Source organism: Nocardia jejuensis NBRC 103114 (genome assembly GCF_001613145.1).
In the GTDB taxonomy this organism is placed as follows: Bacteria; Actinomycetota; Actinomycetes; order Mycobacteriales; family Mycobacteriaceae; genus Nocardia; species Nocardia jejuensis.
Map to the genome: position 1 here is coordinate 47,303 of NZ_BDBU01000032.1, position 12,695 is coordinate 59,997.

General features: G+C 68.6%; 8 protein-coding genes and 1 pseudogene. 4 read left to right on the plus strand and 5 right to left on the minus strand.

All coding sequences use genetic code 11. The features are described 5' to 3' along the window. Positions 1 to 43: 43 nt before the first annotated feature. Positions 44 to 913, plus strand: a complete 870-nt coding sequence (locus NJ1_RS25090) for an iron-sulfur binding domain-containing protein (protein ID WP_245717575.1) — start codon at positions 44 to 46, stop codon at positions 911 to 913. A 143-nt stretch (positions 914 to 1,056) separates the two neighbouring features. Here NJ1_RS25090 and NJ1_RS25095 read toward each other — a convergent pair whose 3' ends face one another. From NJ1_RS25095 to kstR, 5 genes and pseudogenes are all read right to left on the minus strand, one after another. Then, on the minus strand, positions 1,057 to 1,935 hold the full coding sequence (locus NJ1_RS25095) for a metal ABC transporter permease (RefSeq protein ID WP_067698604.1): 879 nt from the start codon (positions 1,933 to 1,935) through the stop codon (positions 1,057 to 1,059). Between the two features lie 149 nt (positions 1,936 to 2,084). Continuing rightward, positions 2,085 to 2,858: pseudogene (locus tag NJ1_RS25100) on the minus strand (metal ABC transporter ATP-binding protein); the annotation flags it as partial. Between the two features lie 509 nt (positions 2,859 to 3,367). Beyond that, positions 3,368 to 4,282, minus strand: a complete 915-nt coding sequence (locus tag NJ1_RS25105) for a metal ABC transporter solute-binding protein, Zn/Mn family (RefSeq protein ID WP_157574198.1) — start codon at positions 4,280 to 4,282, stop codon at positions 3,368 to 3,370. A gap of 264 nt (positions 4,283 to 4,546) precedes the next feature. Continuing rightward, on the minus strand, positions 4,547 to 7,129 hold the full coding sequence (otsB, locus tag NJ1_RS25110) for a trehalose-phosphatase (protein ID WP_067698608.1): 2,583 nt from the start codon (positions 7,127 to 7,129) through the stop codon (positions 4,547 to 4,549). Between the two features lie 327 nt (positions 7,130 to 7,456). Further along, the gene (gene kstR / locus NJ1_RS25115) at positions 7,457 to 8,122 is read right to left on the minus strand and encodes a cholesterol catabolism transcriptional regulator KstR (protein WP_084478789.1); all 666 of its coding nucleotides are present in this window, start codon (positions 8,120 to 8,122) and stop codon (positions 7,457 to 7,459) included. Between the two features lie 126 nt (positions 8,123 to 8,248). On the opposite strand from kstR, the gene NJ1_RS25120 reads away from it, so the two are divergent. Genes NJ1_RS25120 through NJ1_RS25130 form a run of 3 tightly spaced genes read left to right on the plus strand, consistent with a single transcriptional unit; the run spans position 8,249 to position 12,695 of the window. Further along, positions 8,249 to 10,438: an acyl-CoA dehydrogenase family protein gene (locus tag NJ1_RS25120; protein ID WP_067698610.1), complete on the plus strand. Its 2,190-nt coding sequence runs from the start codon at positions 8,249 to 8,251 to the stop codon at positions 10,436 to 10,438. Positions 10,439 to 10,473: 35 nt separating this feature from the next. Next, positions 10,474 to 11,541 carry an acyl-CoA dehydrogenase family protein gene (locus NJ1_RS25125; protein ID WP_067698612.1) on the plus strand — a complete coding sequence of 356 codons (1,068 nt, stop codon included), beginning with the start codon at positions 10,474 to 10,476 and terminating at the stop codon, positions 11,539 to 11,541. Further along, positions 11,526 to 12,695, plus strand: a complete 1,170-nt coding sequence (locus NJ1_RS25130) for an acyl-CoA dehydrogenase family protein (protein ID WP_067698614.1) — start codon at positions 11,526 to 11,528, stop codon at positions 12,693 to 12,695. Before NJ1_RS25125 ends, NJ1_RS25130 begins: the two co-directional genes overlap by 16 nt.

Below are 12,695 nucleotides of genomic sequence, written 5' to 3' on the forward strand. Positions count from 1 at the left end.
TGCCGGTGGATGTTCCGGCGTTCGGGCCGGGAGAAGGGTCGAAGTGGACAGCGACGTGCTGATCGAATGGTACCGGGAGACCGCCCGGGACCTGCCGTGGCGACGACCGGGCGTGAGCGCCTGGCAGATCCTCATGAGCGAGATCATGCTGCAGCAGACGCCCGTGGTGCGGGTCGAGCCCATCTGGCGCGAGTGGGTGGCGCGCTGGCCGGTGCCCTCGGCCATGGCCGCCGCGCCGCAGGGTGAGGTGCTGCGCGCGTGGGGCAAGCTCGGCTATCCGCGCCGTGCGCTGCGCCTGCACGAGTGCGCGCAGGTGCTGGCGCGCGAGCACGGCGACGAGGTTCCCGCCGATGTCGATGTGCTGCTCGGTCTTCCGGGCATCGGCGCGTACACCGCGCGCGCCGTAGCGTGTTTCGCCTACGGCCAGCGAGTTCCCGTGGTGGACACCAATGTTCGCCGGGTCGTGGCGCGCGCCGTGCACGGCCGTGCCGAAGCGGGTAACCCCGCCACCCGCGATCTCGGCGAGACCGAGGCCCTGCTGCCCGCGCACATCGCCCGCGCGGCCACCTTCTCCGCCGCCCTGATGGAGCTCGGCGCGACCATCTGCACGGCCCGGAACCCCGCCTGCGACAACTGCCCGCTTCCGAGCTGCGCGTGGATCTCCGCCGGCCGCCCCGCCTCCGACGTGGTCCGCCGCGTCCAGAAATTCGAGGGCACCGACCGCCAGGCCCGCGGCCGCCTGCTCGATGTCCTGCGGGATTCGACGGGGCCGGTCGAACGCGTCCGCCTGGATCTGGCCTGGACCAGAGACCCGGGCCAGCGGGACCGGGCACTGGATTCGCTATTGCTCGACGGCCTGATCGAACAGACCTCCGACGGCCTCTTCGCGCTGGCGGGAGAGGGCTCCCGCTGAGCTGATACGCCGTCGCCCTCTCGAAGGCACCGTCTCGAAGGCGCCCTCTCGGAGCGGGACGAGGGGTGTCGCTCCGAGAGGGCGCCCGGGCACGATCTGCCGCCTCTCATACGGCAGATCGAGTGCGGGGAGCGCCGGAAGGTTCAGGCGGCTGTCAGGGCTCGGCGCCGATTGCGGGTGCGCGAGCCGATGAGGCGGCAGATCAGGTACGTCGCGAACGAGATGGTCGTGACGAAGGTGGAGACCGGAACACCGGGGGCGAGGGACAGCAGAATGCCTCCGACAGCGGCGATCTCGGCGAACACGATCGCGAGGATCGTCGCGCGCACCGGACTCGCGGTGAGCTGACCGGCCGCGGCGGCGGGGGTGATCAGCAGCGACAGCACCAGCAGCGCGCCCACGATCTGCACGCCGAACGCGGCGGTGACGCCCAGCAGCACCGCGAACACGATGGACAGCGCACGCACCGGAACCCCGCGTGCCACAGCCACTTCCGGATCGGTGCTGGCGAACAGCAGCGGCCGGTAGATGGCGGCCAGCACGATCAGCACCGCGGCGGTGCAGGTGGCCAGCAGTGAGAGCCCGCTGTAGCCGACGCTCACCACCTGCCCGGTGAGCAGCGAGAACTTCGATCCCGCGCGTTCGGGTCCGAGCCACAGGAACAGCACCGACAGGCCGAGTCCGAAGGACAGCACCACGGCGATGACCGAATCCCGTTCGCGGGCACGTGAACCCAGCACTCCGAACAGCACGGCCGCCACCACCGACCCGAAGATCGCGCCGATTCCGACGCCGACTCCGGCCAGCAGCGCCGCCGCCGCACCGGTCAGCGACAGCTCGCTGGTGCCGTGCACCGCGAACGACATCTGCCGGCTGATGATCAGCGGCCCGATGGCACCGGCCAGCAGCCCGAGCAGCGCGGCGGCCAGCACCGCCTGCTGCACGAAGTCGTATCCGAGCAGGTGCGCGGTGGTCGAGAAGTCGAACATCTGCGAAAACACCGTGGACAGTTTGTCGATCATGCTCGCGCCCCGTTCATGTCATCGCCGGCTCCGGCGCCGCTGCGCGATCCGACGGCGCCGGCGGAGGAGCCACGGTCGGGCTCCGCGTCGTCCACGCGCGCAGCGCCGCCCGCCTTCGGGTTCTGCCCGTGGCAGTGCTGTGCGCTGTCCGCGCCGAGCGCGTCCATGGCGTCGCCGGTGCCGACGACGACCAGCCGGCCCCGCACTCGCAGTACATCGACCTCGGTCCGATACAGCTGCGAGAGCACCTCGGAGGTCATCACCTCGTCGGGGGTGCCGATCCGGAACTTCCCGTCCACCAGGTACAGCACCCGATCCACCAGCGGCAGAATCGGATTGATCTCGTGCGTCACGAAGAGCACGGCGGTGTCGTGTGTGCGCCGCCGCCGGTCGATGAGCTCGGACACCAGCCGCTGATTCGCCAGATCCAGTGACAGCAGGGGTTCATCGCACAGCAGCACCTTGGGATCCCCGACCAGCGCCTGCGCCACCCGGAGTCGTTGCTGCTCACCGCCGGAGAGCACGTCCAGCGGCGCGTAGGCGAACTTCTCCGCCCCCACATCCGTGATGGCCTGTGTCACCTTGCGTTTGCGCTCCTTGCGATCGCGGAAGCCGATTCCCCACCGATGCCCGTCCACGCCGAGCCCGACCAGGTCGACTCCGCGCAGTTGCGCACCGCCGTCGATCGTCTTCTGCTGCGGCACATACCCGATATCCGGATTGCCGACCCGCGCCGGGGCGCCGGAGATCTCGGCCGTTCCCGCCGACAGGGCCAACTGCCCCAGCAGCATTCGCAGCATCGAGGTCTTCCCGGACCCGTTGGGGCCGAGCACCGCGATGAATTCACCGGGCTGGATCTCCAGATCCAGCCCGTCCCACAGGGTCCGCGCTCCGAACGACAATCGCGCACCGGTGAGCCGCACCGCGGGGGCCGTGCCCGAAACCCCGCCGCCGACTACGGCATCTCGCGTCTGTCCCTGGGCGGCAACGCTTCCCGCCGAGGAATCGACGGTTGCGCCGTGTGCCGAGGCATCGAGATCCGCGCGCGCCGCGTCGGGCTCGGGTGTCGTCGTGGCGGGAGTCGCGCCGTCGGTGCGCAGGGCATGGTCGGCGGTACCGGCCGCTTGATCCGCCGGAGTGGATCCGCCGCGGCCCGTGGCCGGGCAACCGGCATCGGGTGCGGTGGCGCGATTGTCCACGGCGAGATCGGGTTCGGTGTCCATGGCGGCGCTCCCGGTGTCGGCGGCTGGGGCGGTCCGGGTGGTGGCGGGGGCTGTCGAGCCGGCGTCGCGGGATGCGGCGGAACGGGTTTCGCGCGCGAGCGAACCGCCGGGCGCGGATGCGCTCGACGGTTGCGGGAGGACCCGTTCTGTGGGCTCGGTCAGCGCGACTCCCTCACTCGACGCGAAGGTGGAAGACATGGCGGCGGAGCTCAGGCGAGCGCCGCGGCGAGTGCCGAGACGTTGCCGGTCATCCATTTTACGTAATCCAGCCCGGCGGGGAGCGTTTCGGTCACCTCGACGACGGTCACGCCGGCCTTCTCGGCGGAGGCCCGCACATCCTCGGTGGTCTTGTCCTCGGTCTGCTTGTTGTAGACCAGTGCGCGAACCTGCTTGCCGGACAGCAGATCACGGACCGTGGCGACGTCGGCGGGTGAGGGATCGGTACCCTGCTCGACGGCCTCCTGGAACGCGTGCGGGGTGCGGTCCTGCGCCTTGGCCGCGGTCAGCAGGTAGTACGCGAGCGGCTCGGTCTGCAGGACCGGCTGATTCGGGTGCTCGGCGGCGGTCTTGGCGCTGACGGCCTCGATGCCCGCGAGTTGCGCACGGAACGCGGTGGCGCGGTCGAGGTAGGCCTGCTTGTGCTCGGGGTCGAGTGCGCCGAGTCCGTCCGCGATCAGCCCGGCCACCTTGTCGACGCCCGGCAGGTCGTACCAGACGTGCTCGTTCGCGTGCTCGTGTCCGTCATCGTGCCCGCCGCTCTCGCCGGTGATGCTCTCGTAGGCGTTCACGGCGCGCTTGTTCTTGCCGGAAATGGCCTTGTCGATGAACTCGTCGTACCCGCCGCCGTTGTAGACGATCAGGTCGGCGTCGCTGACCTTGGCCGCCTGCACGGGGGAGAAGTCGAACGAGTGCGGGTCCACGGTCGGATCGCTGATCAGCGACTCCACCGTGACGTCGGGCCCGGCGATGGCCTGGGTGATATCTCCCCACACATTGGTGGAGGCGAGCACGGTCAGCCCGTCCGAGCCGTCTTTCGCGTTTCCGCAGGCGGTCAGGGTGGCCACGGCGGCGAGGCTCGCGGCGAACGCGGCGAATCCTTTGGCGAAGCTTCTTCTCACGCGGATACTCCTGAGCCTGCTTAACAATAACGAAAACGATTGCCAATAAAATGTAGCGCACCTGTCCACCCCCACCCGAATCGCGGCGTGCAGATGTGTTGCTGAACACGTCCCCGCCGGACGACCGCGGCCCCCACGAATGGATATTCGTGGGGGCCGCGGCGAAGGAGCGGTGCCAGCCGATTTCGTGACGGCGGGGTGACCCGCCGGGCACGTCCGGAACTCGAGTGGTGCCCGACCGCCGTTGCGCGAATCGGACGGTATGGGCTCCTAGCTGTGCGCTGAAGTCACGGAGTGGCGGGGGAGACTCAACAGCTGCGCGCAGCGCAGGAGGCCGAGGTGGCTGTACGCCTGCGGATGGTTGCCGAGGGATCGTTCGGCGACCGGGTCGTATTCCTCGGAGAGGAGGCCGGTCGGGCCTGCCACGTCTACGAGTTGGGCGAAGAGCGCCTCGGCGTCCTCGCGCTTGCCGATCAGGAGGTAGGCCTCGACGAGCCAGGCGGCGCAGAGGTGGAAGCCGCCCTCACCTCCGGGGAGGCCGTCGTCGTGGTGGTAGCGGTAGACGGTGGAACCGCTGCGGAGTTCGGCTTCGGTCGCCACGACGGTGGCGGCGAAGCGCGGATCGGACGGGTCGATGAGCCCGCTGAGCCCGATGTGCAGGGTGGCCGCGTCGAGGTCGGTGCCCTCGTAGGCGGCGGTGTAGGACTGGACCTCTTCGTTCCAGCCCTGGTCCTTGACCTCGTCGGAAATGGTGTCGCGCAACACTTCCCACTCGGGATCGACCGTGCGGTCGAACTGCCGGGCCAGGGTGATGGCGCGATCGGCGGTCAGCCAGCCCATGACCTTGGAGTACACGTGGTGCCGCGGGTTGCCGCGGATCTCCCAGATGCCGTGGTCGGGTTCCCGCCAGCGCCGCTGCACGGCGGACACCATGGCGTGCACGAGCTCCCAATCCGCGTCCGGCAGAGCCTTCTTCGGATCGTTGATGCCCTTGCGCTCGCGAGCGTGCGCGAGCTGCGAGATCAGGTCCACGATCGGCCCGAACACGTCCAGCTGCACCTGCATGTTCGCCGCGTTGCCGACGCGCACCGGCCGCGACCCGGCGTACCCGGGCAGCTGATCGATGACGGCCTCGGGCGGCAGCGTCTCGCCGTAGAGCGTGTACAGCGGGTGCAGTCGCTCGGGTCCGGGCAGCGTCTCGAGCACCCGGTGCGTCCACGCCAGCAGCTCCTCGGCCTCGCCGAGCGAGCCGAGCGATACCAGGGCGGCCGCGGTCAGCGACGCGTCGCGCAGCCAGCAGTACCGGTAGTCCCAGTTGCGCACGCCGCCGATGTCCTCGGGCAGCGAGGTCGTCGCCGCCGCGAGGATGGAGCCGGAGGGCGCGTGCACGAGTCCGCGCAGGGTGAGCGCGGACCGCTTCATGAGATCCGGCTTGAGCGGCGGCAATTCGAGCGTGGTCGCCCAATCCGCCCAGTACCGTTCGGCTTCCCGGCGACGGTCCGCCTCGGGAGTCATGCACGGAGCGAGATCCGAAGTGCCGCAGCGCATTTCCAGCACAACGGGGCCCTTGGAGGGGTCGACCACGGCGCGGGCGGTGTGGTGATTGCCCTCGTCGATGATCTCCCAGTCGACGCCGGGGGAGCGCAGCACCATCGGATCGTTGGTGCCCTGCACCCGAAGTCCGCCCGCGGCGGGCACGATCCGCACCGGCACCTGACCGAATTCCGGTCGCGGCGCGAAGGTCACGATGGCCTTGGTGTCGCCGGTGATGACCCGGGTCAGGTCGGTGCGCTCGGACACCACGTCGTGCGGCATGTAGTCCACGACGGACAAACTGGCCCAACGGGTTTCGACGGTCATGGTGCCGTCGAGGTATCGCTGCGAGAGCGGCAGTCCGGCCCGCTCGGGATGAATGGTGAAGTGTCCGGCCCCGGGACCGCCCAGCAGGTGCGCGAACACCGCCGCCGAATCCGGTTCCGGATGGCACAGCCAGGTGATGGTGCCGTCCGGGGTGACGAGCGATTTGGATCGCGGGCTGGCCATCATGGTCAGCCGCTCGATCCGGGGTGCGCTCGCTCCGGCCAGCCAGGTGCGGCGTTCCTCGAGCAGGAAGGCCAGTGCCTTGGAGACCTCTTCGGTGCTGGCGACCCGGTACTTGGCGAGGCTCTCGCCGTCGCCGACCTTGATCCCGACGTCCGGCCCGGAAAGGCGGGTGAACGCCTTCTCGTCGGTCACGTCGTCGCCGATGAACAGCGCGGCCGAGGCGCCCTGCTGGTGCCGGACGATATCGAGCGCCGCGCCCTTGTCGGTCTCGACGACCGCGAGTTCGATGACTTCCTTGCCCTCGGTGACCTGAACACCGACCCAGCTGGCCGGCCCCTGACGGACCGCGACCAGTGCCCGGCGGCCGATCTCGGGGCTGGCGTTGCGGACGTGCAGGGCAACGCTGGCGGGTTTGATCTCGACGGATGCGCCCGGATTGTCCTGAGCGATCTGGGTCAGTGTGTTGGTTACCTCTTGCAGTAACTGTTTGGCGTCGTTGTCGATCGCGTGCACGAAGCCGACGTCGAATTCCGAACCGTGGCTTCCGATCAGCTGGACCTCGACGGGCAGCCTGGACAGGGCCGCGAGATCACGCAGGGCACGCCCCGAGATCACTGCGGCGGTGGTGCCGGTGAGTCCGGCGAGCGCGCGCAGCGCATTCACCGACTCCCGATGGGGATAGGCCTTCGCCGGGTCCGAGACGATGGGCGCGATGGTCCCGTCGTAGTCGGAGGCGACCAATAGCCGTGGCACGCGGGCAATGGCCGCCAACGCACGGCGAAGTTCGAGTGACAAATCCTGTGCGCTCACGCATCCAACCTAGTGATAGGAGGAGATTTTTCAGGGCGCGAGTGATGCTACTGGTTGTGGATTACCCGCTTGTTCTGGTGGTGATACATAGCGTTTACAAGACGCTTTCCCGCCGTTCACCAGGTGTCCGATTTTCGCTGGTGGAGTTGGGGTTCCGGCCTGTTGACCAGTAGCGATGCCATACAACGCAGCGGGGCTGCGCACCCTCCGGGGGTGCGCAGCCCCGCTGCGGTTCTCCTGCGAACGCCCGGGATGCGTTCGCGCACTGTGCGAAATCTCTCCGTGCCACGTTCGCCCGATATCGGGGCCGAGGCGCCGGAAAAACGCCTACTTGTCGCCGATGAGCAGATCGACGGTCAGCTCGAGGCGCTCGGTGACGTCGGTCGCGGAAGCCCTGCGGGTCAGCCAGGCAACCAGATTCGAGAGCCACACATCGCTGATGACGCGGGCGATGGCGAGCTGGCGATCGGTCGGATTGTCGTCGGCGAGCGCACGGGCGAAGAAGCGGTCCATCACCTTGCCGACGCGATCGACCTCGGCGGCCGCGGAGGCGTCGGCGAACATGAACGCTCGCGTCATGGCCTCGGTCAACAGCGGATCGCGCTGCATGGCCCGGGTGATCTGGGTCAGCATCAGGTGCATGCGTTCACGCGGGTCGCCGCCGGCGAGCGGCTTGCGCCGGCCCTCCAGCTGTTCGAATTCACGGGCGAGCGCGGACACCAGCAGGTGCACCTTGGACGGGAAATACCGGTAGAGCGTGCCGACCGCGACATCGGCGCGTTCGGCGACGGCTCGCATCTGAACCGCGTCGTAGCCGCCCTTGGAGGCCAGTGCCAGGGTCGCATCGAGAATGCGTTTGCGGCGGTCGCGCTGGGCAGCCGAGCTCAGGTCGTCTTCGCTCAGGGTGGTGACGGGCGCGGTGCGCCCGGTCGCCGGCGCACTGGGCGCAGCGGCTACCCCGTCGGCGGCCTGCGATCGGGAGGGACTGGCCATCTGTTGAAAGTCCTTTCCTACGCGAATCGTTTTGTACCGCGACCGGACGGCGCTTGACTTCCGCCCGACCGGAACATTAGAACATGTTCTAGGGATGGAAGTCACGCCGGAAAGGCGGTATGGAGTGTGACCATAGCCACCACTGACGAGCATAAAGCCGTCCAAGAGTCGATGCGCGGATGGGCCGCAGCGGTGCGCCCAATTGCAACAATGCGAACGGGTGCAACCGATTACTGGCGCGAATACTGGTCGCGCCTGGCCGACCTCGGAATCTTCCGAGTGGCGGTCGCGGAAGAATCCGGTGGAGCGGGCGGGTCCGTCGCGGATCTGGCCGTTCTGGTGGAGCAGGCGGCGCATGATCTGGTCGGCGGGCCGGTGCTCTCGACGGCGCTGGCGGGACTCGTTGCCGCCGAGATGCTCGACGAGAATACGCCCTGCGGCGTCGCCCTCGAGGGCGAAATCGCGATATCGGTGGACGGCTCCGGGGCCGTCGTGTCCGGTGAGTGGGACTCGGTTCTGGGCGCGGCACCCGGCACCGCGGTGTTGCTCCCGGTACGCGAGGGCGAGCGGCACCTCTGGTGTCTGATCGACGCCGATACGGCGGGGGTGCGGGTGGAGCCGCTGAACCCGCTGGACCTCACCTCGCCGCTGGCACGGGTGGTGTGCACGGAAGTTGCTGTGCCGCAGGACCATCTGTTCGAGCCGTCGCAGAACGTGCTCGATCTGGCCGCCGTGCTGATCTCCGCCGAGGCCGCCGGTATCGCCGGCTGGTGCTTGGAGACCGCGACCGAATACGCCAAGGTGCGTGAACAATTCGGCCGCAGGATCGGCGAATTCCAAGCGGTGAAACACATTTGCGCGTGGATGCTGTGCCGGGCGGAACAGATTCGCTCCGTTGCCGCCGACGCGGCCGCCGCGGTGGATTCCGGGAGTGCGGAACTGCAGTTGGCCGCGGCCATCTCGCTGACCGTGTCGCTGGACGCCGCCGTGGAGACCGCCAAGGACTGCATTCAGGTCCTGGGCGGAATCGGTTTCACCTGGGAGCACGACGCGCACCTGTACCTGCGCCGGGCGACCGCGCTGCGACAGCTGCTCGGTGGCAGCGCGCGCTGGCGCGCCCGGGTCACCGAACTGACCCGGGCCGGTCAGCGCCGCACGGTCGGACTCGACCTGGGTGCGCTCGGGTTGACCGAGGATGCGCCGGAAGCCGTTGCCGCCGAGGGCGACTCGATCTGGGACGTGGTCGGGATGGACGCGGCCGAGGCCGCGGTGCTGGCCGCCGACCTGGCGAAGATCGCCGCGCTGCCGCTCGCGCAGCAGCGCACCGCGCTGGCCGAGGCGGGCCTGCTGGCCTCGCACTGGCCCGCGCCCTACGGCCGGGGCGCGAGCCCGATCACGCGTTCCTGGTTGGACGACCAGGTGCGTCGGGCGGGCATCGACCTGCCGGAGCTGGCCATCGCGAACTGGGCGATTCCCACACTTCTGCAGTGGGGTACGCCCGAGCAGATCGAGCGCTTCGCGCTGCCGACCCTGACCGGGGAGGTGGTGTGGTGCCAGCTGTTCTCCGAGCCCGGAGCGGGTTCGGATCTGGCGGCGCTGCGCACCGTGGCCGAGCGGGTCGAGGGCGGCTGGAAGCTGCGCGGGCAGAAGGTGTGGACCTCGCTCGCGGATCAGGCCACGCACGGTATCTGCCTGGCGCGCACCGATACCGCCGCGCCGAAGCACAAGGGCATCAGCTACTTCGTGGTGGACATGAACAGCGCCGGACTCGACATTCGCCCGCTGGTGGAGATCACCGGTGAGGCGCGATTCAACGAGGTCTTCCTCGACGATGTCTTCGTCCCGGACGAAGGCTTGGTCGGCGAGCTGGAGAACGGCTGGAAGATCGCCCGCTCCACCTTGACCGCGGAGCGGGTCGCCATGGGCGGCAAGGGGATCGGGGCGGAGTTGGAGGCGTTGATCGCCGCCGCGCCCGTCTCGGGCCCGGGCGTCGAAGTGGTGGCCGATCGACTGGGCGGGCTCATCGCCGAATCGGTTGCTGGAACGTTGCTAGAAGCTCGCGCCGCGCAGAAGCTGCTGTCCGGCGGGGACCCCGCCGCGCAGAGCAGTGTGCGCAAACTGGTCGGTGTGCGACACCGTCAGGCGGTGGCCGAATTTGCCGTCGAAGTGTCCGGAGCGGCGGGTGCTCTCGATACCGATGTGGTGAAAGAATTCCTGCTCACACGCTGTTTGTCGATCGCAGGCGGTACCGAGCAGATTCTGTTGACCGTCGCCGGTGAACGGATCCTCGGGCTGCCGCGCGACTCGCACGGCTAGCCCACTAGCTCACACCTCTTACCGGGAGCACGAAATTGGACTTCACCAGGGACGAGAGCCAGGACGCTGTCGCCGAGGTTGTCGTAAGTTTGCTGGAACATGAAAGTGCACGCGATATAGCGCTGTGGCCGGTCCTGACCGGCAGTGGGTTGTTGGCCGTGCCCCTACCCGAGCGCTTCGGCGGCGACGACATGGGCCTGCTCGAGGTCTCGGCTATGCTCACCGAGCTGGCCACCGACGCCGTGCAGATCCCCGCGCTCACCACACTCGGCTTCGGCGTACTGCCGCTGCTGGCGATCGGCGTGCCGGACATCTTGGCGGAGAAGGTATTTCCCGCCGTGGCGGAAGGCGCTGTGCTGACCGCGGCGCTGCACGAAGTCGGTTCTCCGTTCACGACCAAGCCCGAGACCACGGCCGTGCCCGACGGTATGACCGTGCGGATCAGCGGGCAGAAGGTGGCGGTGCCGTACGCCGACACCGCTCGCTGGATTCTGGTGCCCACCGACGGCGGCGTCGCGGTCGTGGACGGAGACGCCCCCGGCATCACCCGGACCGCGAGCCCGACTTCCGATGGCGTGCCCGAGTTTTCGCTGACATTCGACTCGGTGCAGATTCCGGCCGAGCAGCTGCTGCCGGACGGCATCGCCGATCTGCACCGGCAGGCGCTGGCCTGTATGGGCTCGGTCGCCGACGGTCTTCTCAAAGGCGTGCTCGCCCTGACGGCCGAACATGTGCGCACCCGTGAGCAATTCGGCCGCCCGCTGGCCGAGTTCCAGGCGGTGGCGCAACAGATCGCCGATGTCTACGTGGTCTCGCGGACCCTGCATGCCGCGGCGGTCTCGGCGAATTGGGCACTGGCACAGGATGATGCGTCGGCTCAGCATCGTGAGCGCACTGACGACGATCTCGACGTACTGGCGTACACGGTCGCCTCGGAACTGCCCGCGGCCCTGCAGAAGTGTCATCACCTGCACGGCGGCATCGGCGTCGACGTGACCCATCCGCTGCACCGCTACTACTCACAGGCCAAGGACATCGCGCGCTGGTTGGGCGGCGAATCGTTCCGGCTGGACCGTTTGGGAGCCAGATGTTCATCGACCTAACCCCGGAACAGCGGACGCTGCGAGACGAATTGCGTTCGTACTTCACCAATCTCGTCACCCCCGACGAAGAAGCCGAAATGCTGGTGAACCGCCACGGCGACGCCTACCGTGCGGTGGTGCGCCGGATGGGCCGGGACGGCTGGCTCGGCGTCGGCTGGCCCAAGGAGTACGGCGGCCAGGGCTTCGGCCCGGTGGAACAGCAGATCTTCTACAACGAGGCGGTCCGGGCGGACGTGCCCGTGCCACTGGTGACGCTGCTGACCGTCGGCCCGGCCCTGCAGTCGTACGGCACCGATGAGCAGAAGCGGAAGTTCCTGCGCGGAATCCTCGCCGGCGACGTGCATTTCGCGATCGGCTACTCCGAGCCGTCGGCGGGCACCGATCTCGCGGCGCTGCGCACCAGTGCGGTCAAGGACGCCAACGGCGACTGGATCGTCAACGGGCAGAAGATCTTCACCACGGGCGCGCACGAGGCCGACTACGTCTGGATGGCGGTGCGCACCGGGTCGGTGGAGTCCCGGCACCGCGGCATCACGATCTTGATCGTGGACACCAAGGACCCCGGCTACTCGTGGACGCCGATCATCACCGCGGACGGCGCGCATCACACCAACGCCACCTATTTCGACAATGTGCGCGTTCCCGCGGACATGATCGTCGGCGAGGAGAACGGCGGCTGGAAGCTCATCACCACCCAGCTCAACCACGAGCGGGTGAGCCTGGGACCGTCGGGCAAGATCGAGCAGCTCTACAACCGGGTGCACGAGTGGGCGCAGCGCCAGGGTGTGCTCGGTGACGCCGATGTGCGGCGTTCCCTCGGCCGGCTGCACGCCATGGTGCGGCTCAACGAGCTGCTGAACTGGCAGGTCGCCTCGAACATGGAACGTCCCGACGCGGCCCCCGCGGACGTGATCGCGGACGCGTCGGCGACCAAGGTGTTCTCCACCGAGGCCCTGCAGGAGGCGGGCCGGCTGGCCGAGGAGATCGTCGGCCGCTTCGGCGATCCGGCCGACCCGAAGACCGCCGAACTGCTGGTGTGGCTGGACAAGCGCACCAAGCAGAACCTGGTGGTCACCTTCGGCGGCGGCGTCAACGAGGTCATGCGCGAACTGATCGCTCAAATGGGCCTGCGGCTCCCGCGCGTCCCCAGATAG

Excerpts from the sequence above, each read along its gene's own strand:
- NJ1_RS25095 (WP_067698604.1), bottom strand. The coding sequence starts at position 1,935 with ATGATCGACAAACTGTCCACGGTGTTTTCGCAGATGTTCGACTTCTCG.
- kstR (WP_084478789.1), bottom strand. The coding sequence starts at position 8,122 with ATGGCCAGTCCCTCCCGATCGCAGGCCGCCGACGGGGTAGCCGCTGCG.
- NJ1_RS25130 (WP_067698614.1), top strand. The coding sequence starts at position 11,526 with ATGTTCATCGACCTAACCCCGGAACAGCGGACGCTGCGAGACGAATTG.